This is a genomic window from Pseudomonas onubensis (assembly GCF_965653655.1).
Taxonomy (GTDB): domain Bacteria; phylum Pseudomonadota; class Gammaproteobacteria; order Pseudomonadales; family Pseudomonadaceae; genus Aquipseudomonas.
Window position 1 is genome coordinate 1 of the sequence record NZ_CBFHAZ010000096.1, and the last position, 25,378, is coordinate 25,378.

The 25,378-nt window shown below is 60.7% G+C and carries 14 protein-coding genes; 1 reads left to right on the forward strand and 13 read right to left on the reverse strand.

Going from position 1 to position 25,378, the window contains the following annotated elements; genetic code table 11:
• Positions 1–224: 224 nt before the first annotated feature.
• The 5 genes from ACTD9P_RS23675 to ACTD9P_RS23695 form a co-directional block, all read right to left on the reverse strand.
• Positions 225–536, reverse strand: coding sequence for a MafI2 family immunity protein (locus tag ACTD9P_RS23675; protein WP_438869599.1), 312 nt, complete (start codon positions 534–536; stop codon positions 225–227).
• A complete protein-coding gene (locus ACTD9P_RS23680; protein WP_438869600.1) occupies positions 533–10,915 on the reverse strand; it encodes a two-partner secretion domain-containing protein in 10,383 nt (3,460 codons plus the stop codon). Before ACTD9P_RS23680 ends, ACTD9P_RS23675 begins: the two co-directional genes overlap by 4 nt.
• Positions 10,916–10,945: 30 nt before the next feature.
• Complete coding sequence (locus ACTD9P_RS23685) at positions 10,946–12,658, reverse strand: ShlB/FhaC/HecB family hemolysin secretion/activation protein (protein WP_438869601.1); 1,713 nt, start codon at positions 12,656–12,658, stop codon at positions 10,946–10,948.
• 279 nt (positions 12,659–12,937) lie between these two features.
• Positions 12,938–14,122: a DUF2252 domain-containing protein gene (locus ACTD9P_RS23690; RefSeq protein WP_438869602.1), complete on the reverse strand. Its 1,185-nt coding sequence runs from the start codon at positions 14,120–14,122 to the stop codon at positions 12,938–12,940.
• A gap of 74 nt (positions 14,123–14,196) precedes the next feature.
• Entirely contained in the window at positions 14,197–15,075 is an 879-nt protein-coding gene (locus ACTD9P_RS23695; protein WP_438869603.1) for a LysR family transcriptional regulator, read from the reverse strand.
• Between the two features lie 131 nt (positions 15,076–15,206).
• Here ACTD9P_RS23695 and ampC point away from each other — a divergent pair, with 131 nt between their 5' ends.
• A complete protein-coding gene (gene ampC / locus ACTD9P_RS23700) occupies positions 15,207–16,349 on the forward strand; it encodes a class C beta-lactamase (protein ID WP_438869604.1) in 1,143 nt (380 codons plus the stop codon).
• A gap of 121 nt (positions 16,350–16,470) precedes the next feature.
• On the opposite strand, the gene dctM is transcribed toward ampC, so the two are convergent.
• The 8 genes from dctM to ACTD9P_RS23740 all read right to left on the reverse strand — a co-directional run bounded on the left by dctM (position 16,471) and on the right by ACTD9P_RS23740 (position 25,200).
• The gene (gene dctM / locus ACTD9P_RS23705; protein ID WP_138815226.1) at positions 16,471–17,751 is read right to left on the reverse strand and encodes a C4-dicarboxylate TRAP transporter large permease protein DctM; all 1,281 of its coding nucleotides are present in this window, start codon (positions 17,749–17,751) and stop codon (positions 16,471–16,473) included.
• A complete protein-coding gene (locus ACTD9P_RS23710) occupies positions 17,751–18,383 on the reverse strand; it encodes a TRAP transporter small permease (RefSeq protein ID WP_438869605.1) in 633 nt (210 codons plus the stop codon). Before ACTD9P_RS23710 ends, dctM begins: the two co-directional genes overlap by 1 nt.
• A 175-nt stretch (positions 18,384–18,558) precedes the next feature.
• Positions 18,559–19,542, reverse strand: a complete 984-nt coding sequence (locus tag ACTD9P_RS23715) for a TRAP transporter substrate-binding protein (protein WP_438869606.1) — start codon at positions 19,540–19,542, stop codon at positions 18,559–18,561.
• 254 nt (positions 19,543–19,796) lie between these two features.
• Positions 19,797–20,612, reverse strand: a complete 816-nt coding sequence (locus tag ACTD9P_RS23720) for an HpcH/HpaI aldolase/citrate lyase family protein (RefSeq protein ID WP_438869607.1) — start codon at positions 20,610–20,612, stop codon at positions 19,797–19,799.
• Between the two features lie 14 nt (positions 20,613–20,626).
• Entirely contained in the window at positions 20,627–21,820 is a 1,194-nt protein-coding gene (locus ACTD9P_RS23725; RefSeq protein WP_438869608.1) for a CaiB/BaiF CoA transferase family protein, read from the reverse strand.
• A 9-nt stretch (positions 21,821–21,829) separates the two neighbouring features.
• A complete protein-coding gene (locus ACTD9P_RS23730) occupies positions 21,830–23,179 on the reverse strand; it encodes an MmgE/PrpD family protein (RefSeq protein ID WP_438869609.1) in 1,350 nt (449 codons plus the stop codon).
• Between the two features lie 10 nt (positions 23,180–23,189).
• Positions 23,190–24,353 (reverse strand): acyl-CoA dehydrogenase family protein, encoded by a 1,164-nt coding sequence (locus ACTD9P_RS23735; protein ID WP_438869610.1) that lies wholly within the window; start codon positions 24,351–24,353, stop codon positions 23,190–23,192.
• A 28-nt stretch (positions 24,354–24,381) separates the two neighbouring features.
• The gene (locus ACTD9P_RS23740; RefSeq protein WP_438869611.1) at positions 24,382–25,200 is read right to left on the reverse strand and encodes an HTD2 family dehydratase; all 819 of its coding nucleotides are present in this window, start codon (positions 25,198–25,200) and stop codon (positions 24,382–24,384) included.
• Positions 25,201–25,378 lie beyond the last annotated feature (178 nt).

Sequence of the window (25,378 nt, forward strand, 5' to 3'; positions counted from 1 at the left end):
AAGGATTGAGCCTCGCGCCATAAAACGAAGGCCCAAGCCTTACCCGATGCTGATGCAGACGCGCTCGGCGGCAAGGGCCGAGGTCAGGAGAAATGGACACCCGAAGAAGGTTAAGTAAGTGCCATTCTGGTCTGACCCCATTTCTCATAGAGGAGGATTCGATAGAGGTTGCAATTTTGGAGGGATTTTGGGACCAGGACTGATGGAACCTGCCTCTTTTGCACCTACAAATCATATTCTCGGCGACAGTAGATGAAGCCGTCGAGACATTCAAGACGCCCTATTGAATCAAGTAAAAATTTACAATCTAAATCTACGTGAGAAATTTTGTCTTGACCAATTGAGGCTGAAATATTTGTGGCAACAACCTCTAAGCTTTCCCAGTCAAAGTCTGTAGACGGCCTGTCAAGATAGTAACGAATAAGTAACTCCCTATCATCTGACAGTGAAATAGCAATCGCCCTTATTGCCGGATATATCTCACCAATCAGAGCATGCCAAATACATAAAACTAACCAATCAGGTAAAGCTTTCATGGTATCGCTCCGACAGTAGTAGGATTTGTTGGAACAATATGCGCTCCGCTTTTACCTGAATGTATTGTTCCATATTTTGTCGCTAAGCCCGTTGTGCCATCAACACCAATATTTTTGCCAAAATCAACTATTGGCTGCCCTCTTGAACCATAACCTACGACAGGAAACTCTCCCGCATGAGCGCCATTCAACAGTTTTTGAGGATCGACTCCCTCATTAAGATAACTGCGTTTTGGAAGAAAATTGTTATGCCCCAGGATATGCTTGCCTTGCTGGCCAGCATGGATACTACTAGCTACGTTGTCTAGCGAGGCACCTGTCGCTTTTGCACCACTCTCCAGAACATTCCTTTCAACCAGAGTACCGGTTTCCGAGTCAGTTTTGTCACTCGTAGGATTATGATTTTTTATAGGAGCGTTTTTCCCCGCACTCGCAACCGCACGCTTGTACGCCAGAACTCCTGCCGCGGTACCTAACCCTGCCGCCAACGCAACCTTCAGGTCATCCGTGATTGCTTGCGCCTGCGCATCACTAAGCCCCCATTTGGCTTTAAGCGAATCAACCATCGCGCCTACCGAATGCTCAGTGGTGGCAGTGGCTAGCATCTCTTGGAATTCATAATTCGAGTTTATGAGGTTTTGTACAGCCTCTCGGGCTTTCGGCGATCCGTAGTCAACTATGTCTTTAATGGGGTCGAGATCCGCCATGGTATTGGCGACGATTTTTGAGTGCGTGGCGCAGGACGACGGGGTTGCCCGGCAGCTAGCTATCGCATCAAGATCCTGTTGTATGCTCAGTTCTTTGAATTTGCGCGTCGTGTCTTCAATACAAGCGTCGTTGGTGCAAGCCGCTATCTTTTTGGCTGCTCGCTCCAGTTGGTTATGGGATAAATAATTGTATTGCGTGGAGTTCTGTGCAATCCATTTGCCCTTCTCCAGCGTAGCCGCATCCGCGTCCGTCTGCCCCGCCGCCGCCAGTACACCAACGATCTGCGAACTCATCGTCAGCAGCTCTTCGTTACCTTTGACCAGCGCATCCAAATGAGTCACCAGCGCCTCATTCGCCCCTGCCGCCAATGCTCCGGTTTTGAAATCGCCGCCTGTGGCTTCAGCCAGCAAACCACCGACCATCGCGTGAATCGCAATTTTGGGTGCCGATCCATCGGCAACTACACCTTGGGTGTAATTACCCACCAGGTTGAAACTCGCTGCCGCCAAGGTATTAAACAGCGCGCCTTTCAACGCATCGCTAGCGCTACCACCCTGCCCCAGCGCCTTGCTCAGCAGCATGGATGTGCCGCTTTGTAGCGTCTGGTTGGCGGCGAATTTACCGACACCACTCCAAGTGTTCAGTAGGCCCGGCGTCGTAACTTTCCCAGTGATTGTGTTTGTTTGAGTCCCCGTCCAATCACCAAAATAAGCAGCGGTCAGGCCTGCTGTAGCACCCGCAATCACATACCCCTTCATCGCATCCGAAGAAGTCACATCCTTAAGCACTGCGCCCAGGTTGCCGCGATTATTGACGACGCTGACGCTTGCGTTAGTGGAGGCTCCCGACGCCACAGCCCCAGCTACTGCCCCTGCCGTACCGCCACCCGCTGCAGCTGCCGCCATCGGCCCAACCACCGCCGCCATCACAATCGCAATAATGATCTGCGAAGCCGGCCCCAACCCCGAGTTGCTGTACTTGAAGCTGTCATGAATCTCCTTGACCTGCCTCCAGTCCACATCACCCCTTGCCTCGGCGTCCTTGATCCACGCCAACTGGGGATCAGCCTTGACCATCGCATCAATGGATTGGCTGACGGTCTGTTGATTGACCTGATTGACGTCGATCTTCAGGCCTTCCACCGCTTTGATCGCGATGCTGCCCTCGGCAACCATTTGGGTCTGGCGCAATGTCTCGTCGGTGTTGCCCTTGCCTTTGGAGGACACCCAGAAGGCATTGTTATTGCTCTTCTCATGACTCTCCTGCCGCAAATCCTTCACCGCCTCAAACGTCACCGCCCCACCACTGACAATCGCAATATCTCCGCCACTGTCGAGCTTCGCCGCTTGATACTTCTGGTCCCCGCCGCTCTGCAACGTCAGGTCGCTACCGGTCTTGATCTCACTCCCCACATTCGTCACCTGGGTGACTTCATCGCGCTGGGTTTTCTTGCTGCCCCAACCGCCCTTTTTGCTCATGTCGTACAACGAATAGTTGCTGTCTTGCGCCGCCAGCAGGCTCAGTTCGTTGCCTGTGTGTACGTAGGCTTCGTTGCCGGCGCTGATTTTGCTGGCGACCAGGGTCAGGTCGGTGCCGGCGATGGCGATGAGGTCGCCGCCGGCTTTGAGTTCGGCGCTTTGTTGGGTGACGGTGTCGAGTTGGGTGGTGGTTTTGGTGCCGCCTTTTTTGCCTTTGGAGTAGTCGTGTTGTTCGTTGGCGGCGGCGGCCAGGGTCAGGTTTTCGCCGGCTTTGACGCTGAGGTCTTTGGCGGCGCTGACGGTGCTGGCGACCACGGCGATGTCGCGGCGGGCGTCGATGGCGAGGTTGCCGCCTACGTCCACGTTCGAGCCGTATTGCAGGGTGGTTTGCTCGGTGCCTTTGACGCGGCGGCGTTGGTAGGCGTAGTCGTCCTGTTCGGTCTGGCTGGCGATCACCACGTCGCGCCCGGCGGTAACGCTGGCGTTGCCACCGGCCTTGAGGTCGCTGCCGATGTTAAGTACATCGCGCCCGGCGTTGAGCTTGAGGGTGTCGGTGGCTTCGAAGCGCGAGGCGTCGCTGGCCACGTCGTTGCGCAGTTGGTAACCCTCGCCTTGCTGCTTGAAGGTGGTGACGGTGCGCTCGTTGAGGATGTCGCCGGTCACGGCGGTGGCGCTGATGTCCCGGGCGTTGATGATGCCGCCACGGGTGTTGCGGATCGAGTCGGTGGCGAGCATTTCCAGGCGGTTGCCGGCTTGCATCAGGCCGCTGTTGTCGATGTTGCCGGCGACCATGTTCAGGTTATTGGTGGCGCGCAGGGTGCCGCTGTTGTGCAGGTCGCCGCCGGTGATCAGGCTCACGTCCTGGCCCTGGATCAGTGCGCCGTTGGGCGCCAGGCGGTTGTTGGCCTGGGCCAGGTAGAGCACTGGGGTGAGGACTTTTTGGCCGTTGACCTCGGCCTCTTCCATCCACACGATGTCGTGGGTCAGCGCCGCGACTTGTTCGGCGGTCAGCGACACGCCGAGTTGCAGCTTGAGCGAGTCCTTGTAGCTGATGGCGTTGTCCATCAGGTAACGGAACAGCGCGTCGTCACTGGCGATGCCGTCGATGTAGCGCTGGCCGGTGCGGGCCACCACGGCTTCGCGGATCAGGCGTTGCTCATAGAGGCCATCGCCCAGGCGTTTCCAGGCGGTATCAGGGTTGTAGCCCAATTTGCCCAGCAGGTAATCGGAGCTCATGAACTGCTTGAGGTCGGTGAGCGCCGGGTTGGTTTCGATCAGGTATTTGTGGCTGTTGTCGACCGCGGCGATTTGCGGCAGCCCTTGCACGCGGGTTACCGATGGTGCGCGGCTGTCCAGGTTCAGCGGGCCTTGGCCGGTGACCGCCCCGCTGAGGGGCTGGCCATCGACGCTGAAACCACGCTCTTGCACGGCGCTGTAGTCCAGCGGTTTTTCGCGGTCTTTGTCGGCAATCTGGCGGCCGCCGACACTGAAGTCGCCAGTGCCCGTGGAGGCGCTGGCGGCGCTGTCCGTCTTGGCCTGTTGGCCGCTCAAGCGGAACAGACCGTTCTGGCCGGTGGGCAGGCTGAAGCCGGGCAAGGTGGCCGGGTTGACCTGGCGCTGGGCCAGGTCTGGCGGCAGTTGCGCGGTTATCGCCGGTTTCACCGTGGAGGCGAACACGTCGGAGTTGGTGTCGTGGTTTTGCGCCGGGGCCTTGATGTCGGTGGCGTTAGGGCGAATCACGCTGTTGTCGATTTTTTGCGTGGCGTTGACCGTCACTGAGCCAGCCGCCTGAATCACCGCCTGGGCAATAACGCTGCCAGCGGTCGGCACTACGTAAGTGCTGGTTTCGTAAAAGTTACCAATGCCGGCCATGATCTTGGCCAGGGTCATCTCACCTGGGCGGTAGTCGCCGGAGTTGGGATTGTTATAGACGTTGAACTGGTTCTGGCGCTCCATGAAGGTGTTGTAGAAGCTGCGGTCACGGGTATAAAAGCCCGAATTCAGGTGCACTTCTTCGCCGCCGGCCGCGCCACGGTTGGTCAGCACGTCGGTGTTGATCAGGATGTTCCTGGCGGCCGACACCGAGCTGTAGAGGTTATCGAAGGTCTGGCTGCCGACGGTCAGGTCGCCACCGGCGTTGATGAACGCCGATGCCGAGCTGCCGACCAGCACGTCTTCGTATTTCTCTACGGAGGTGAAGTACAGCTCGCAGCCTTTGCCTTTGCAGAAGTCGTTGGAATAGATATCGAGGTTGCCCGAGACCAGTTTCTTTTGCGTGCTGAACTGGTCGCGACGGTTGCTCAGAGTGTCGGCCAGCAGGCGCATGTTGCCGGCGCTTTCCAGGCTGCCGGAGACGTTTTCGATCAGGCTGCTGCGCGCACCCGCATCGTCGCGGGCAATGTCCAGGCCGCCGAGGCTGTAGACGTCGCCGTAGTTGTTGCGCACATCGTTGGCGCGCAAGGTCATGTCGTTGCCGCTGAACAGCAGGCCCCTGTCGTTGAGCAGGTGGGTGGCGTTGAGGCGGACTTTTTCCGCGCCGCCCAAAGTGCCGTAGTTGTTCAGGGTGGTGGCGTTTACCGTGAGGTCGCCGAGGGCGGTCAGGCGCCCGTGGTTGGTCAGGGTGCCGCTGTTGACCTGGGTGACCGCGCCGCCGGCAATGCGGGCGTTTTCGCCCAGGTCCATGCTGGCGCTGGTGAGGGTCATGGCGCCGAGGCTGCTGACCCGGCCGTTGCCGCTGTAGCCGCCGCTGAGCGTGAGGTTGAGGCTGCCGTCACTCGCCAGCAGGCCGTCGTTGGTCCAGGTGTCGCCGGTGCCGGTCAGGCTTTGCGCGCCCAACAATTGGCCGCTGGCGGTCTGGGTGAATTGGCCGATGTCGAGGTTCAAGCGCCCGGCCTGGATCACGCTGCTGTTGGTCCAGCTCGCTGCCTTGATGTCCAACTGGCCGTTGGTGACAAAGCTGCCGCCGGCGCGGGTGACTTGATCAGACGTCAGGTCGAATTTGCCGCTGCCGGTGTGCACGATGCGGCCACCGTTGTTGTCGAGGTTGCCGGCTTGCAGGTTGAGATTTTCGTTGGCACTTTCCAGCGCGCCGGAGCGGTTATCAAACAGGCCTGACACGTTGATATCGGTGTTGCCCGCGCGGCCCATGGCGCGCAGGTTGCCACCGGCGTTGTTGAGGGTTTGCGCGGCAAGGCGCAGGGTGTCGTCGCTTTCGATCAGGCCGAAGCGGTTGCTCAAGGTGCCGGTGAGGCCGAAGTTGATGTTGCGGGCGCCGACTTTGCCGCCGTTGTTAGCCGCCGTGCCCTGGTTATCGAAGTCTGCGGCCGTGACCTTGAGCAAGGTGTTGGCATACACGCCGCCGCCCTGGTTGTTCAGGCTGCTGGTGACAATGCGGTTTTCACCGCCCAGGGCCGACAGGTGCCCCAGTTGGTTGAGCACACCGCCCTTGGCGTCGATATCCAGCGATTGCGCCTGGGTGATGCCGCCGCCGTTGTCGAACAAGCCGCTGACCAGTTTGATCCAGCCTTTGCCGCTGTTGAGGATGCCGCCGCTGGTGTTGGCCACATTGGCCGCGTTCAGGTCCAGGTTGCCGCTGAGGCTGTCGACCCGGCCGCCCTGGTTGTTGAGGGCGCCGCTAAGACGCAGCAAGTTGTCGGTCTGGCTTTGTAAGGTGCCCTGCTGGTTATTGAGGGTGCGTGCGGCAAGCTCAAGCTTGCCCTTCTGGCTGTAGATCAGGCCGTCTTGCTGGTTGTTGACGTCACCGGCCAGCAGTTTGATCAGCAGGTCTTGCTGGCTGGCGAGGGTGCCTTTGCCGCTGTTGTTCAAATCGCCGTTGGCGAGGGTCAGGTCAAGCCGGTTTTGGCTGACCAGTTGGCCGCCACGGTTGTCGAGGCTGGCGGCGTTCAGCAGCAACGCGCCGCCACTGGCCAGGCGCGCATTGTTGGCGTTGATCAGTGCACCGCTGAGGGTGCCTTGCAGGCTGCCCTGGCTGATCAGTTGGCCGCCGCTATTGTCCAGGCTCTGGCCGATCAGGTTGATGTTGGCCGCGCTGATCTGGCCGCCACGGTTGAGGATCTGGCTTTGGGCGTGGTTCAAACCCAGCGATTGGCTGGAGGAAATCAAGCCGTTGTTGCTGTTATCCAGGCGCCCGGCAATGCTCAGGCCCACATCGCCCTGACTGGAGATGATGCCTTGGGCGTTGTTGAGGCTCGCCGCGCTGAGGGTTTGCAGGCCCTGGCTCACCAGGGCGCCCGCCGCGTGGTTATCGAGGCCGCCGCTGAGGTTGACTTGCAGGCTGCCGTTTTTGCTCGACAGCGTGCCTTCGGCGCTGTTGTCGAGGCTGCCGCCGGCTACGGTCAAACCGTTCCAGCCGGAGATCAGGCCTTTGTTGGCGTTGATCAGGGTGTTCGCCTCGACGCGCAGTTGATCGGTGCTGAGGATGACCCCGCGATCACTGTTGTCGATACGCTGGGCCGCTACGCTGAACCCTATATTGCTGGAGATTTCGCCTTGTTCGCGGTTGGTGAGGTTGGCCAGGCGCGCAAAGCTCAGCGGCCCTTTGGCGCTGATCAGGCCGGCGCTGTTGTCGAGGTCGCCGCCTTGCAGATCGATGGCCACGGCACGTTCGCCGATGAGGCGGCCCTGGCGCTGGATCAGCTGTTGCACCACCAGTTGCAGGTTGCCCTTGGCCGAGATTTCACCGCCGAGGCTTGAGTCCACACGCTGCCCCGCCAGGCTGAGGTCGCCCTGGCTGTTGATCAGGCCCGCCGTGTTGTCTAGGTTGGCGACGCTCAGGCTCAAGGCCTGCTGGCTGCCGATCACGCCGTTGCGGTTGCTGACATCGGCCGCCGTCAGCGTAAGGCTGCCATCGCTGACCAGTTGCCCGCCCTGGCTGTTATCCAGCGCGCCGGTGCTGAGGGTTTGGCGAGTGCCGGCCGAGAGCCGGCCTTTGTCGCTGTTGTTCAAAGCGCCCGCCGTTGCATCCAGCGTGGTTGCCGCGCTGATCAGGCCCTGATTACGGTTGTCCAGGGCGCCAGCGACCTTGAGGTCTAAAGCGCCACGGCTGGCAATCGCGCCACCGGCCTGGTTGTCAAGGCTGCCCGCCGCCACCTGCAAGAGGTTCTTGGCCGACACCACGCCTTCGACGCTGTTATCCAGCGCCTCGGCGATGCGCACCTGCAAGCTGTCGCCACTGATGACTTTGCCGCCACGGTTGTTCAGCGTGTCGGCCACCACCGCAAAGGATTGCGTGCTGGAAAGCTCGCCGCCCTGGCTGTTGTCGACGCTGCCGAGGTTGCGCAGCAGTAATTGGCCGGGCGTGGCAATCAGGCCGTGGTCACGGTTGATCAGTTGCCCGTGGTTCAGGTCCAGGTCGATGCTGGTATTGCTGACCAGTTCGCCGTGGTCATGCTGGTCCAGCCCGGTAAGGTTTGCCTGCAGCGTGGACTTGGCGAAGATCGAGCCTTGCTGGCTGTTGTCCAGTTGCCCGGTTTTAAGCAGGATCCCGGCGTCACTGCTGATACTGCCGCGCTGGCTGTTGTTAAGGCTCGCACTGCGCAGGTCAAGCTGTTGTTTGGCGCTGATCACACCGGCCTGGCTGTTGTTCAGCGTGCCGGCATTGAGGGTTAACGCGCCGTCACTGAGTAACACGCCCTGCCCTTGGTTAAGCAGATCGCCGCTCAGGTTGATGTTCACGCCCGTTTGGCTGATCACGCGGCCGCCCAGGCTGTTGTCCAGTTGCCCGCCGTTCAACTCCAGGCTTTGGCGCGCCGCCAACAGGCCTTTGTTCTGGTTGAGCAGGCGTTGCACGGTGAGCACCAGGCCGCCGTCACCAATGACCTTGCCGCCACTGTTGGTAAGTTGATCGGCACCCAGCCGCACGCGGGCCTGGCTGGAGATTTCACCCTGCTGGTTGAGAATGCTCGGGCTGTACAAGTCGACGCCACGGGTGGCAGCGATGAGGCCGCCGTTGCGGTTATCCAGGGCGGTGCCGGTAAAACTCAGCACGCCTTCGCTGACCAATTCGCCGGCTTGTTGGTTGAGCACGCCGACGGTTGCCAGCAGGTCACCCTTGGCGCTGATCCGCCCGGCGCCGTTTTCGATTTGACTGGCGCTGAGGCTCAGGCCGCCGTCGCTGCTCAGTCGGCCGCCAGTGCTGTTGTTGAGGCTGGCGAGTTCGACGCGGGTATTGGCCTTGCTGCTGATCACGCCTTGCTGGCTGTTGTCGACGCTGCCGCCGGTGAGGGTCATCGCCCCGTCGGCAATCACCAGGCCGCCCTGGTTGGCCAGGGTATCGCCGTGCAGTACCAGGGTGTTTTTACTCGATACCAGCCCGGCCTGGGCGTTGTTGAGTTGGCCGACACTGACCTGTTGGGCGCCCTGGCTGACCAGGTTGCCCTGATTGTGGTTATCGAACAGCCCGGTGATGTTCGCGGTCAGGTTGCCCTGGCTCGCGACGGTGCCTTGGCCACTGTTGTCCAGGCTGGCGGCTTGCAGGGTCAGCAGGCTGGTGGCCGAGAAGATCCCCAGGCGGTTGTCGATTGCGCCGCTGGCGAGCACATTAAGGTTGGCGCCCAGCAGTTTGCCGGCGCGGTTATCCAGGGTCGTGGCGGTAACGCTGGTTTGGTTGGCGGAGATTTCGCCTGCCTGGTTGCTCAGTAGGCCGGCAGTTACGTGGGCCTGTTGCTGGCTGGCCAGCAGGCCGTTTTCATTGCCCACTTGCCCGGCAATCAGCGTCAGGGAGTTGAGGCCAATTACGCGGCCGTTCTGGTTTTGCAGGGTGGCCGCCGTGACGTCGGTGCTGTTGTCGCTGTGCAACACGCCACCAGCGCGGTTATCCAGGCCCGTGGCATTGACCTTCAGCGACGCCGTGCCCAGCACGCGACCGCCACGATTATCCACTTGACCAGCGTTGACCACTGCGCTGGCGCCGCTCAAGGTTGCGTTCTGGTTGTCGAGGTTGTGTGCAGCCGTCACTGTCAGGGTGCGGCTGGCAACCACGCTTTGGGTATTTTTAAGGCTGCCCGCAGACACGCTGACATCGCCGTTGGCATTGCGCGTTTCATCGGCATTGACGCCCGCCTCAATAATCCCGTTGTTGGTGACCTGGCCATTGCTGGCCAGGGTGATGCTGTCGCGGGCGGCGAGGCTCTTCTGGTTGACCAGCGCCTGGGCGCTGGTGACCTGCACATTGTTACCAGCGTAAACCTTATCGGTCAGGTTGACGCTCTGCGCGGTGACGTTGATGTTGCCGGTGGCGGCTGTCTGCGCCAGGCTCAAATGGCCGTTGGCATCCAGTTGAATATCGCCGCCACTGGCTGCCAGTGTGCCGTCAAGCTTCACGCCCACACCAGCCTCAGTGCCCACCAGCTTGATCGCACCGGCGTACATGCCGCCCAATGCCGACGAGTCGATCGCCAATTCTGGTTTAGCGCTGCCGTCATCGGCACGTGCCGTCGCATTCAAGGTCTGGGCGTTAACGTCGTTGCGCCCGGCAACCACGGTCAAGTTGCGCGCATTGATCTGCGCATTAATCTTCGCCGAGCGGGTGATGATTTCGAAGCGGTCCACGTTGCTCGCGTTCAAGCCCTGGCCGTCGATGGTCACGGCGCCGCCATCGACCTGGTAACGGTCCAGGCGGCCGTTATCGAGCACCGGTTTGCCGGTGGTCAGGGTCACATTCGGCGTATTGATGAACCCGCAGCCGCTGCAGGTGATGCCGTAAGGGTTGGCCACGATGACCTTGGCCGACTGCCCCGCCACTTCGGTGTAACCGCGCAACTGGCTGGGGCTGCCGCCGTTGACTTCGTTGAGGATGATATTGGCCGCGCGGCCCTGCAGGTTGGGGTTGCCGAGGATGATCCCGCCCAACTGGGTTGACTGCGTGACGGCGGTGGCGTTGTTGAGGATCACGCCATTGGCGCCGACGTTGTAGTCCTTGAACTGGTTGTGGGACAAGCCACTGCCATTGGGCGCGGCGATGTTCACCACCGGCACGCCATTGCCGGCCTGGCCGACGCTGGTGCCCGGTGCGCTGACCACAATGCCTTCGGCCTGGGCCAGCAATGGCTGCCAGAACAGCGCATTGGCCAAAATCAGGGCCAGGCCACGTTTGGGCAGGCCCAGGAACGCGTCACGGCTTTTCAGGGCAGCCGAAGGCTGGCGAACAAGGAAGGCAAACTGGCGAACATCCATTTCAAATTCTCGATGCAACGGGGCGTTGAATTAGAGGAAAAAATCCATGCGGAAGTAGATCGGCGCTTCGCGCTCAAGCAGCGTGGCCGGTCGCTCCAGCGAGTGGGCAAAGGTCACGCTGGTGCTGACGTATTGGCCACGGGCAAACAGCTCCAGCGAGTTGCTCGAGACCCGGCCGTGTACCTCGCCGTTGTAGCGCGCATTGCGAATCACGCCCTGGTCATAACCGACACTGGCGCCGTACTCACCGAACACCGGGCGCAGCCAACCCAGCGTCACCGGGCGGCTCCAGCGCAGGTCGTTGCGCCAGTAGCCGCCGCTGTCACCGTTGAGTTGCTGGTCTTTGTAACCGCGTACCGACGAAGAACCGCCCAGGCTCATGCGCTGCGGGCTGAACAGCACGTCTTCGCTGCGTTGGCCGGTCGCCAGGCTGGTAAAACTGAAGGACTCGCCCCACAGCCTGAACGGTTGCAGGTAGCTGACAGTGGCGGTGTATTTGCGGTAGCGCGCATCCGGCACGCCCGGGCTGGGGTTGTGATTGCCCTGGGCGTCGAACGCGCCAGTGCCGTTCTGCATGCCGAGGTCGAGGTTGACGAAGGCGCTGCCAATCCGGCGCCCGTGGTTGATGCCCAACTGCAACTCACTGAGGCGATTGCTGCTCTCTTTGAGGTGGCTGTCGTTGATGTAGTTGTTGGTACGCAGGTGGGCCAGGCCAACGTTCACCGAGGTTTTGCTCAGGGCGTCGCGGTGGATCACCCGCTCGGCGCGCAACTGGTGGTTTTGGCTGTCGCCGGTTTGCTTGAAATCAAAGCCGTCGCCCTGGGCCACCGAGCGGTAATCGCTCTGGTTGTAGCTGTAGCTGAAGTTCCACCAACCCCACGGCACGTTGTAGTAGAGCATGGCGTTTTTAGAGGTTTTTTGATGGTCGCTGATGGCGTCATGGCCGCCGCGCAGCACCAGTTGATCGGCCAAGCCGAGTGGGCTATCCCATTCAAAGCCGGTGCCCCACTGCTGCTCGCCGGTGCTGCGCTGCCCATCGTTATTGCGCGACAGGCTGGCACGCCAGGGTTTCTGCGGGTTGTTCTTGACCAACACCGTGCTGCCGCCCACTTCGCTGCCGGGGGCCAGTTCCATTTGTGCCTGATTGGATGGCAAACGGTTGAGCTGATCGATGGCTTGTTCGACTTCTCGCAGGTTGAGCAAGTCGCCGGTGTGGCCGGGAAAGGCCATGGCCAGTTCGCGCTCGGACAGCTTGCTGTTGTCGGCGCCTTTAACCCCCTCCAGCTTGCCTTCCACCACCAATACTTGCAGACGACCGCTGGACAGGTCTTGTTGCGGCAAGTAGGCACGGCTGGTGACCAGGCCTTTGTTGATGTAATAGTCGGTCACGCGCTTGAGCAATTCATTCAGCTGGGAAACCCCCAGGCACTGATTCACATAAGGCTTGACCAGGCGCTCGCGCTCATCGGCAGACAAGGTGTCGGCGCCCTTGAGTTCGATGTGCTGGATGGGGAAGCAACGGCTATCAACCGGGGTGGCGGGTGCCACCGGTTTCAGCTCTTTGCCGGGCAGGTCCTTGAGTTCTTCAAGACGCCGCTGCTGTTCTTCCAGCAGGCGGTTCTGCCGGTCGCGAATCAGGTCCTGGTCACCCGGATTAGTCGCAGCGAAGGCGCTGTTGTGGGCGCTGAGGCACAACACTGTCAGGCACAGTAATGGCCGAATCCATGGCGTGGACAAGTGCATATTCGATCCGTCGATAATTGAAGGCGGGAAGCTATCATCGAACCTTGAATATGCCAACATTCCGGCAAATCATAAAACCATCACAAATCAATAACTAACTTATTGATATATATGCGAATAAAATGAATATGCGCGACCCTGACAGGTTATTTTTCCGACAAGTGGCAACAGGCATTCACTTGACACTCACAAGATTGCGACTACTCAACTAGGAAAATTCCTAAGCAATAGCGGAATTTTCTTAACGTCATCAATAGCCGCATCTTTTATGCGCATCTTTTAGTGTTCCAACGCATACCGCCGACAATGGTTGAGATACCCCTGCTCATGGCTGCCCACCAACTGCACCACACTGGTCCACAACCACGAGGGTGCATCCAATTGTTTGGAGCGGTTTTCCTGCAACACCGCCATCCACTCCTTGCGTGTATCACGGTCCATCTGCCGGGCATGGGCAATGCCGACCACGCGGGCCAGGTAACCGGCGGCGTGCATGGCATCGATCTCGCTCAGTTCATCGAGTTCCAGTTTCATGTCTTGAGGCAGCAGTTCCCGGATGAAGAAACCGTGATCGAGAAAACGCGTGGCCAGCATGCGCTCGCCCAGGCCCGGTGACAGCTGGCGTGCGCCTTCCACCACGCGCCGGCCATTGTCGCGGGGCATCTTCGCGCGCGCCGCCCGGGGCGCGGCGGCGCCGACGGCTTCCTTGATGTCGATCAGGCAATATTCCTGGTCGTCCTTGTCGCCCACACCCAGCAAGGCGGCATAGCGCAGCAAGCCGAGGGAGCTGCAGCCTTTGACCCAGTAGGCCGAATCGAGCAATTGGACCTTGGCGTCTTTCGGTCGGCCTTTGAGCGAGGTCACCAACTGGTGGATTTCATCCGAGGCGCAGACGCTCTCCAGCGCGCTTTTTTCCGCCCGCGACAATGACCAGAAGTGCTTGCCCAGCGGGATGCTCGGCCGCGCGTTTTCGATGCGCTCACGCGCCAGGTTTTTCCAGGTGCGCTCCACGGCGCTGCGCATGCCGGCCTTGACTTGGGACGGGCGCGGCGGCGCTTCATCGGGCTTGTCTTTGAAGGCTTGCTCGTAGCCCACCATCATTTCTTCGAGCATGCGTGCGGTGGTTACGCCCGGCAGGTCCGAGCCGCGTGCGGCGGTGGCCAACGACAGCGCCAGGCGCACCAGGTCATGGGCCGGGTTACCGATCACGGTTTGGTCGAGGTCGCGAATATGCATGTCGATACGGCCTTTGGTATCACCCGTGGGGCCGAGGTTGCCCGCGTGGCAATCGCCGCAGATCCAGATTGCCGGGCCATGGGGCAAGCGGCGGCCGGGCTGGCTGTGCAACCACTCGTAAAACTGCACCGTGCTGCCGCGCACATAAGCATGGGCCGAGCGCGCCATCTTCAGGTTACGCAGTTGGACAAGGTGGGGCATGCGGGCAGAGGGGCGCGGAATTTTCATGGAGGCACTCGGTACGGGGTACGGTAGAGGTTAGCCCGTCACGAATGTTTCATTTTGTTTCAAGAATAAAAACTTCAAGCCTGGGCGGTGTGCGCTTTCAACCAGTCTTTGAACGCGGCCATGGCCGAGGTTTCTGGCCGCGATTGCAAGCGCGTCAGCCAATAACTGCCGGTGCTGATGCCCACGCTGAACGGCTGGCGAATCGCATCACTCTCCAGTTGCCGCGAGAACATCATCGCCGGTGCCAAGGCCACGCCGATGCCTTGCTGCGCGGCCTCCATCATCGCCAGGGACGAGTCGAACACGATGCTGCGCGGCACCAGCGTGTCGGCCGGCAGCCCGGCCGCCTGGAACCACAGGTTCCACTCATCGGCGCGGTAAGAGCGCAATAACGTGTGCTTGAGCACGTCGTCCGGGGCGTGCAATTGCTCGGCAATCTGCGGCACGCACAACACCGTCAACGGCGCTTCGAGCAGTTGGCAGGCCTCGGTACCATGCCAGGCACCGGCGCCGAAGCGGATCGCGTAGTCAAGGCCTTCGGCGGCGACGTCGACACGGTTGTTGTGGGTCGACAGGCGCAGGTCGATAAACGGGTAGCGACTTTGAAAATCCGGCAAGCGCGGCAGCAACCAGCCGACGGCGAAGGTGCCCACCGCCCCGACGGTGAGCACTTCTCGGTAATGGCCACCTTCGAATTGGCCTAAGGTCAGGGCAATACGGTCGAACGATTCACGCACCACCGGCAGCAGAGTTTCGCCTTCGCGGGTCAGCATCAGGCCGCGTGGCAGGCGTTTGAACAAGGTGACATTCAGTTGCGCCTCCAGGCTTTTGACCTGGTGACTGACCGCTGCCTGGGTCACGCACAGCTCGATGGCGGCGCGGGTGAAGCTCAAATGCCGGGCGGAAGCCTCGAAGGCCCGCAACGCATTCAGCGGTAAATGGGAGCGCAGCATGCCTGACCCTAAATTATCTAATGGCTGATGCGAGATATCATCGTTTGCCCAGCGAACAAAATCCACCTAGATTTGCCCCGCCTGCGCAGGCCCTGATCGTCAGCATATCCTTTACATGGAAGCGAACCCGCATGAATCACACCTTACAAAAAATTCTGTTCAGCGCCCTGTTAATCGGCTCCGGCAGCTGCATGGCCGCCACCGACCTGCGCACGGTAATTGATGCCGGCGTGAAACCGCTGATGCAACAGCAAGGGATTCCCGGCCTGTCGGTCGCCGTGGTTAATCAAGGCAAAGTCCAATACTTTAACTACGGTGTTGCATCAAAGGAAACCAAACAGGTCGTTAACCAGGACACTCTGTTTGAAATCGGATCGATCAGCAAAACCTTTACCGCCACCCTCGGCGGCTACGCTCAGGCCACCGGTAAACTGCAACTCTCGGACACCGCCAGCCAGCACCTGCCTGCGCTGGCCGGTGGCGTATTCGATCACATCAGCCTGCTGCAACTGGCGACCTACACGCCCGGTGGCTTGCCGCTGCAGTTTCCGGACGCGGCCGACAACGCCCAGGCGATGCTTGGCTACTTCCAACACTGGAAACCGGCTTACGCGCCGGGTGAACAACGCCTGTACTCGAACCCCAGCATTGGTTTGTTCGGCTACCTCGCGGCGCAAAGCCTGGGGCAGCCGTTTAACCTGGCCATGGAGAAAACCCTGCTGCCCAAGCTGGGTTTGACCAATACCCACGTCAGCGTGCCTGCGAGCAAAGCCGGTCAGTACGCTCAAGGCTACGACAACCAGCAACAACCGGTACGCGTCAGCCCCGGCGCACTCGACAGCGAAGCCTACGGCATCAAAACCAGCACCCAGGACCTCGCCCGTTATGTAATCGCGAACATGCACCCCGAAACCCTGGAAAAACCGCTGCAACAGGCGATCGCCACCACTCACGCGGGTTACTACACCGTCAATGGCATGACCCAGGGCCTGGGTTGGGAGCGCTACCCCTACCCGATCAAGCTGCAGGCATTGCTGGATGGCAACTCGACAGAAATGGCGATGCAGCCGCACAAGGTCAGTTGGCTGACCCCGGCGCAGCCACAACCGGCCAACGTGCTGTACAACAAAACCGGCTCGACCGGCGGTTTTGGTGGGTATGTGGCTTATGTGCCGAGCAAGGACATGGGGGTGGTGATTCTGGCTAACCGCAATTACCCGAATGCCGAACGGGTGAAGTTGGCTTATGCGATCTTGAGCGCGATGGACCACTAAGACCTGACAAAAACCAAATGTGGGAGCTGGCTTGCCTGCGATGGCGGTATATCAGCCACCGGATTGGCTGACTGAACCACCGCTATCGCAGGCAAGCCAGCTCCCACATTTTTAAACCGTGTTACATGCCGAGCCAGTGCGGCAGCGCCAGCGAGATAAACGGCAAGTACGTGACCATGATCAAGAACACCAACAGGATCATCAGCCACGGCAACGCCGCGCGAATCGTCTGCCCCAGCGTCAAGCCGGTCACCGCCGAGGTCACAAACAGGTTTAGCCCTACCGGCGGGTGCACCAGGCCGATTTCCATGTTCACCACCATCACGATCCCCAGGTGAATCGGGTCAATCCCCAGCTTCATGGCAATCGGGAAGAAGATCGGCGCCAGGATCAGCACAATCGCTGAAGGCTCCATAAAGCTGCCCGCAATCAATAGCACCACGTTGACCATGATCAAAAAGCCAATCGGCGTGAGGCCTTCGGAGATCACCCAGGCGGTGATTTCCTGCGGGATCTGCTCGGTGGTCAGCACATGGGCAAAGAGCATGGCGTTGGCGATGATGAACATCAGCATGATCGCCAGGCGCCCGGATTCCAGCAGCACCTTGGGGCAGTCGCGCAGTTTCATGTCCTTGTACACAAACAACGCGACAAACGCCGAATACACTGCCGCCACGGCCGCTGCTTCAGTCGGCGTGAACATGCCGCTGTAGATGCCGCCCAGGATGATCACTAGCAACAACAAGCCCCAGAACGCCCGGCGTGCGCAGGTCAGCCACTCACGGAAGGTCGCGCGTGGCTGCGCCGGGAGCTTCTTGATGCGCGCGACGATGTAGATCGCGACCATCAGCATAAGACCCAACAGCAACCCGGGAATGACCCCGGCCATAAACAACTTGCCGACCGAGGTTTCGGTGGCGGCCGAGTACACCACCATCACGATAGACGGCGGGATCAGGATGCCCAAAGTGCCGGCATTGCAGATGATCCCCGCGCCGAATTCTTTCGGGTAACCCGAGCGCACCATGCCCGCCACGGCAATCGAGCCGACTGCCGCCACCGTCGCCGGTGATGAACCGGACAGCGCCGCAAACAGCATGCACGCCAACACCGCCGCAATCGCCAGGCCGCCTCGGATATGCCCGACACAGGCATTGGCGAAGTCGATCAGCCGCTGTGCCACACCGCCAGTGGTCATGAACGCACCGGAGAGCAGGAAAAATGGAATCGCCAGGAAGGTGTAGGCGTCGGAGGTTTCGAACAGTTTGATGGCCAGCGAACTCACCGAGTCCTGGCTGAACATCAGGATCGACACCGCACCGGACAGCCCCAGGGAAATTGCGATGGGCACGCCGAGGAACATGAACACGAACAACAGCAAAAACAGACAGAGCACGGCCATCAGTGACGCTCCTCATGGCTGCCGGCCAACTTGCTGGCCTCTGCGGCCTCGTCGGCCAGCCCCAACCCGACCTGACGGTGGGTAAAGATGCGGTAGAAAATTTCCAGGTAGCGGATAAACACCAGGGCAAAACCGATGGGCACGATGATCACGATATCGCCCACGTCCACGCCGTATTGGTCGAGGTCTTCGGCGCCGATACGCGCGGTCATCACGGCACTCACCCACTTGTAGCTGGCGACCATGAACAACCCGGCGTAGGCCAGGCAGCACAGGCACGCGAGCATGCCGAGCAGGCGTTGCACCGGGCGTTTGGTCAGTTTGACCAACGCGTCAACGCCGAGGTGGCCGGCGGTGCGCACACCGTAAGAGATGCCAAAGAAAATCAGCCAGCCGAACATGGCCTTGGTCAGCGCCACGCTCCAGGTCATGTCCTGGGCCCAGGTCATGGTGTGGTCGCCCAGGGCACCGAAAAAGCTGCTGCTCCATGCCCACTGGTCAGACAGGGCAAAAAACAGCGTGTATATGTTGTTGAGCATGACGTAGACGAATGTCACCAGGGTCATGGCGGCCAGCAGGAAGGCGATAAACCCTTCCTCCAGGTGCTCCCAGACGCGCCTTAGCGTTTGCATGGCAAAACCTCGCGAAGCAGAGATAGGTAGGTGCAAGGCTCAGGGTCGAAACCGGGTCAAAATGTGGGAGCGGGCTTGCTCGCGAATGCAGTCTTTCAGTTGATGCATTCGATAACTGACACACCGCATTCGCGAGCAAGCCCGCTCCCACATTGGGTCTCGGTACAACCCGCGATTACTGGTTGGAGGCGTCCGCCGCCTTGATCAGGTCAGCGCCAATCTCACCTTCGAACTTCTGCCACACCGGGCGCATGGCTTCGCGCCACAGCTGGCGTTGCTCCGGGGTCAGCTCGATGATTTCGCTGGTTTTGGCGTCGATAATCTTCTGCTTGGCCGACTGGTTCAGCGCTTCGGCCTGCTTGTTCACCTCGACGGTGACTTCGACCATGATCTGGTCCAGGGTGGTGCGCACATCCGGCGGCAGGCCGTTCCAGAACTTGGCGTTGGTGATCACCATGTAGTCGATCAGGCCATGGTTGGACTCGGTGAAGTACTTCTGCACCTCGTTGACCTTCTGGCTTTCATAGTTGGACCAGGTGTTCTCGGTGCCATTCACGGTGCCGGTCTGCAGGCCTTGGTACACCTCGGCAAAGCTCATCTTGCGCGGGTTGGCGCGGATCGCCTTGAACTGTTCTTCGAGCACGCTGGAAGCCTGCACACGGAACTTCAGGCCACGGGCGTCCTTGGGTTCATGCAGGGCTTTGTTGGCCGAGAGTTGCTTGAGGCCGTTGTGCCAATAGGCCAGGCCGAGGATGTTCTTGTCCTGCATCGAGGTCAGCAATGCCTTGCCCTGGGCGGCCTGAAAACGATCGACAGCGGCCAGGTCATTGAACAGGAACGGCAGGTCGTAAATCTGCACTTGCTTGGTGTATTGCTCGAATTTAGCCAGGGATGGCGCCAGCATCTGCACGTCGCCCAGCAACAGCGCTTCCATTTCCTTGCCATCGCCGAACAGCGAGGAGTTGGGGTACACCTCGACCTTGACCCGGCCCGGCAAGCGCTCTTCAGCAAGCTTTTTGAACAGCAGCGCGCCCTGGCCCTTGGGGGTGTTTTCGGCGACCACGTGGGCGAACTTGATCACAATCGGGTCGGCCGCCTGGGCCAGGCCCGCGGCAAACACAGTGGCGGCGCACAGCAGCGCCCGAGAAAGCTTGAGCATGGGGAATCACCTTCTTATTGTTGTGTTATAGGGCAAGGTGCCTGATGTAGTGCGTGTAGTGAATTTCGAATTTTAGATACCTGCGTTCGGCCAGGCCGAACGCCAGTCCTGAAGACGCCTATATTCCAATGTGGGAGCGGCGGTGCGACGATTCGACTTGCTCGCGAAGACGGTGGGTCAGGCAATTAATTCAGTGGCTGACATACCGCATTCGCGAGCAAGCCCGCTCCCACATTTTGAGCCAGTTTCGTCAGTTAAAGTTGGGCCGCGAGAAGCCTTTGCGCACGAAGCAAAACCGGCGCATCCACCATCTGCCCATCCATCTGATAAGCCCCGGCCCCATGGGCACCCGCCTCTACCACACGCTTGGCCCAGGCCAGGTCTTCAGCACTGGGCGCCAGTGCTTGGTGAATCACCGTCACCTGCTTGGGATGGATACACAGCGCGCCGGCAAAGCCCATTTCATAGGCATGCCGGATCGAGCGACGCAAACCTTCGGGGTCGTCGATGGCCGGGTGCACACCGTCCAGCGGCGCCACCAGGCCAGCAGCGCGCGAATGTACGATCAATGCCAGGCGTGCCTGATCCAACGCAAACTGAGCAGCCGCAGAACCGCTGCTCAAATTCAAGTCCAGCGCCAGGTCCAGCCCGCCGAACGACAGGCGCTCAACCTGCGGCGCATGGGCAATCTCGGCCACCGCCAGCAAGCCCTTGGCGCTTTCGATAATCGGCCAGATCACCTTGCCGGCAGCCGCCACCACCGCCACCTGGGCCGCGCTCTCCACCTTCGGCAGCAACACACCCGCCACATTGGCGTGGGCTTTACAGAACGCCACATCTTCAACATGCTCGGCATGTTCCGGCGCATTGATGCGTACCCATACCTGAGCCTCGGGATGCGCTTGCAAAAACACCCCAAGATTGTCCCGCGCCTGACGTTTAAGAGGTTCTTCAACCGCGTCTTCAAAATCTACTATTACCGCATCGGCGCCACCGGCCAGGGCTTTGGAAAACCGCTCCGGGCGGCTGCCGGGCACAAACAAGGCCGAACGAACTAAGGGCTTTGGCATCATTGAATTCCTTGTTAGATAACGCCGCGTGCGCGCAGGCCGTCTACAGCTTCCGGCGTAAACCCAAGCTGACCGAGAATGCCCTGGCTGTGCTGGCCCAATGCGGGAACGGCGTCCATGCGCGGGGTAAACGCAGCATTGCGTGCCGGTGGTAACAGTGACGGCAGCGGCCCGGCAGGGCTTGCGACTTCACGCCAGCTGTCACGCGCCTTGAGTTGCGGGTGGTCCCACACGCCCTGCATGTCGTTGACCCTCGCACTGGCGATCTGCGCGTCTTCCAGGCGTTGGATCACGGCTTGCGCGTCCAACTGCGCAAAGCTGTCAACGATGATCTGGCGCAGCGCCTCACGGTTGGCCGAGCGTTTGAAGTTGGCCGAGAAACGTTCATCGGTAGCCAGCGCAGGCGTGAGCAGCACCTTTTCGCAAAATGCCGCCCATTCGCGTTCGTTCTGTAACCCGAGCATCACCGTGCCGCCGTCGCCGGTGGGAAATGGCCCATACGGGTAGATCGTCGAATGCGCCGCCCCGGCCCGTGGTGGCTGGGGCGCGCCGTCGAAGGCGTAGTACATCGGGTAGCCCATCCATTCCACCAGGCTTTCGAGCATGCTCACATCAATGCGACTGCCCTGCCCCGTCTTGCCGCGCAGCAGCAGCGCCGAGAGGATGCCGCTGTAGGCGTACATGCCGGCGGAGATATCGGCGATTGAGCAACCGGCCTTGGCCATCTGGTCTTCGCCTGGGCCACCGGTCACCGACAAAAAGCCGCCCTCGCTTTGGATCAGCAGGTCATAGGCTTTCTTTTTCTCGTAAGGCCCGCCTTCGCCATAGCCGGAAATATCGCAGACGATCAGCCGTGGAAAACGCTCATGCAGCGCTTCAAAAGACAGGCCCATACGCGCCGCCGCGCCGGGTGCGAGGTTTTGCACCAGCACATCGGCATCCGCCAGCAGGCTGTGGAGGATGTCACCGGCCTCGTCCTGCTTGAGGTCCAGGGTCAGGCTTTCCTTGGAGCGGTTGGTCCACACAAAGTGCGAGGCCAGGCCGCGCACGCGCTCGTCATAGCCACGGGCAAAGTCACCGGCGCCGGGCCGTTCGATCTTGATCACACGGGCGCCGAGGTCCGCCAACTGGCGGGTGCAGAATGGCGCGGCAATCGCGTGCTCCAGGCTGATCACGGTAATGCCGTCCAGCGGTCGTTGGTTAGTCATGACGCCTCCTCAAAGCCAGTGGGCCATGGACGCTGCATCGCGCAGGTTCCAGACCTTTTCGATCAGTGCAGTGGCCTGCGCGGGTGTGCGCGCGCCGCTGAATTGGGTAAGGCGCTGGCATTTATCCGCCAGCTCCTCCCGGCTCAGGGTGTTGCCCGGGTCGCCCTTGGGTTCGTCGATGGCGCCGTGCAGCGTGCGGCCATCGAGCGTGGTAACGGTGACGCGGCCCAGCCAGCGCTGCGGGTAGGCGCCGTCGACTTCTGCGTCGAGGGTCATGCTGACTTTGTCGCGAAAGGCCGAGACGGCGGGGTCGGTCAACGCCATTTCGTGGAACTCGGTGAGCCCGGCTTTTCCGTGCACTGCGATCAGGCCGAGCACAGTGCCCATGGAGAATTTGGCCTGATGCACAGTGGCAGGCGTGGTCACGCGGCCGAGCACGTCGATGGCACCCTGATGGACACGCGTTTGAACCGTGGCGATATCGGCAGCGCCCAGCCCTTCGCGCTGCATCAAGTCCAGCAGCGCATCGGCGGCCGGATGGGTGTGACGGCAGGAGGCGTGGAACTTGAATGAGGTCTCCAGCAGGGCCCAACGGCTGCTGAGACCGGCCGATAACTTGCCAGGCTCGGCGTCGCTGGACATGCCCGCCGCCAGGCCTTGGTCGCCTTCCAGAATATTGCGTGCGCCGGTGAGCCCGTCCGCCGTCAAATACGCCGCGAGCAAGCCATCCGCCGCTGCCTTGGCGGTGTGCAGTTGCTTGGAGTCGGCGGCATCGCGCAAAAACTCCCATAACCCGGCGGCCTGGGTGCCGGCGCTGCCGAGCAGGTTGATGAACTGTTCCTGGTTAAAGTCCAGCAGCTTGCCCACGGCAACCGCCGCCGCCAGGGTGCCGACGGTGGCTGTGGTGTGAAAAATGCGGTAGTGGGAACGGCCCATGAATTCGCCGATGCGAATCCCGGCTTCATAGCCCGCCACCGAGGCCAGCAGCAATTGGCGGCCGGATTTGCCAAGGTCCTGGGCGGCAGCCAGCGCGGCCGGAAACACCACAGTCGCCGGGTGCAGCACCGAGCTGTTGTGCAGGTCATCCTGCTCCACCAGGTGTGAGGATGCGGCGTTCACCAGCGCCGCAAAATACGCGCTGGTGCTGCTGCCATTGACGATCACCTGCGCGGGGCCGCTGCTGGGTCCCATTTTTTGTGTGTAGCGTTCAAACAGCGGGATCGGGTGCGCGCCTTGGCTGGCCAGCGCCGAGGCCAGCCAATCCAGGTACAGGTCTTCGGTGCGTGCCAGCACGTTTTCCGGCAATTGTTCGTAGTTAAGGTCTGCAAGAAACCGACACAAGGCGTGGGTATGGCTCATGCTCAGGCCCTCAAAAGCTGCGTGGCAGTTCGAGCAGGTGCTCGGCCACGTAGGACAGGATCAGGTTGGTGGAGATGGGCGCCACCTGGTACAGGCGTGTTTCGCGGAATTTGCGCTCCACGTCGTACTCGCAGGCAAAACCAAAGCCGCCGTGGGTTTGCAGGCAGGCGTTGGCCGCTTCCCAGGACGCCTTGGCGGCCAGGTACTTGGCCATGTTGGCGCTGGCCCCGGCGTTCTTGCCGCTGTCGTATTCCTCACAGGCACGCCAGCGCATCAGGTCCGCCGCTTCGATTTCGATATGCGCTTCGGCAATCGGGAACTGCACACCCTGGTTCTGGCCGATGGGCCGACCAAACACCACGCGGTCGCGGGCGTAGGCACTGGCCTTTTCGATAAACCAGCGGCCATCACCGATGCACTCGGCGGCAATCAGCGTGCGTTCGGCGTTGAGGCCGTCGAGGATGTATTTGAAGCCTTTGCCCTCCTCGCCGATCAGGCTGTCGAGGGGCAGCTCCAGGTTGTCGAAAAACAGCTCGTTGGTTTCGTGGTTGACCATGTTGGCGATGGGCTGCACGGTCAGGCCGTTACCGATGGCTTCGCGCAGGTCGACCAGGAAGATCGACATGCCTTCGGATTTTTTCTTCACTTCGGCCAGCGGCGTGGTGCGCGCCAACAGAATCATCAAGTCGGAATGCTGGATGCGCGAGATCCAGACCTTCTGGCCATTGATCACGTACTTGTCGCCACGCTTGATCGCCGTGGTCTTGATTTTGGTGGTGTCGGTGCCGGTGGTCGGCTCGGTCACGCCCATCGATTGCAGGCGCAATTCGCCGCTGGCGAGCTTGGGCAGGTAGAAGCTTTTTTGCGCTTCGCTGCCGTGGCGCAACAAGGTGAACATGTTGTACATCTGGCCGTGCACGGTGCCGGAGTTGCCGCCGCAGCGGTTGACTTCTTCGAGGATCACCGAAGCTTCGGCCAGGCCCAGGCCAGAGCCGCCGTATTCTTCCGGGATCATCGCCGACAGCCAGCCGGCGTCGGTCAGGGCTTTGACGAAGGCTTCGGGGAAGCCCTTTTGTTCGTCGACCTTGCGCCAGTAGGCGGCATCGAACTCGGCGCACAGGGGGCGCACGCCTTCGCGGATGGCATTGAGTTCTTCGTTGTCATTGGGGTTCATTAACGGCTCTCCGCCTGTTGTTCTTGGATTATTCGAAGTGGATTTCGGCCTTCTGAGCCAGACCGTCTGCGTTGCCAGCCCACAGTTCTGCAACCCCGGTTTCAATCACCCTCCCACCCACAGCAAACGGCTGCGGCGCAATCAGCGGGCGTACGCCGCGATAGGCAAAGCGGCGCAGGGTTGCGTCGGGATGGGCGCGGCAAAACGCGCGCAGGCTCAAGCTAGCGATCAACGGGCCGTGCACCACCAGGCCTGAATAGCCTTCGGTGCCGGTGACATAGGGGTAGTCGTAGTGGATGCGGTGACCATTGAAGGTCACGGCGCTGTAGCGAAACAGCAGGGTTGGCGTGGGGCTCATCGACTCCTGCCATTCGCCTTCGGGCAAGGCGTCGCCGCTGCCCTGTTTGGGCGGCGTGGGTTCGCGGTAAACGATGTCCTGTTCTTCGCGGATCGCCAGGCGACCGTCCTGGGAATAGTCGTGGCGCACGGTGACAAACAACAGCGAGCCGCTGCGGCCAGTCTTTTCTTCGACCTGGGTGATGGTCGACACGCGAGTGGCGGCCTCACCGGCACGCAAGGCGTGCAGGAACTCGATACGCCCACCGGCCCACATGCGATTGCGGTTATCAGCGGGCGGCAGGAACCCGCCACGGGCCGGGTGGCCATCAGTGCCCAAGGCCGACTCCGGCAAGGGATCCTGGAAAAAGCACCACTGCCACAGCGGCGGCAAATCGGCGCCCTGTTCCGGCACAGCCTCGCCGAAGGTGGCGGCAATGCGTTTGAGCAGGTTATGGCTCAAGTGGTCGTGGGCGGTTTCGCTTCGGCCGATCCAGTCAGTGGCGCTCATCGGGTGCAGGTCCTCGGGCAGTGAGTGTCTGCCCCGGATCATGCAAGCGCCTGCCCGTTCTGAGAATTTGCATTTCAATAAACCAGCGTTCGGTTATGCTGAACGCCATCAGTAACGCCACCTATCCAGTGTGGGAGCGGGCTTGCTCGCGAATGCGGTGTATCAGCTAAAGATGTAT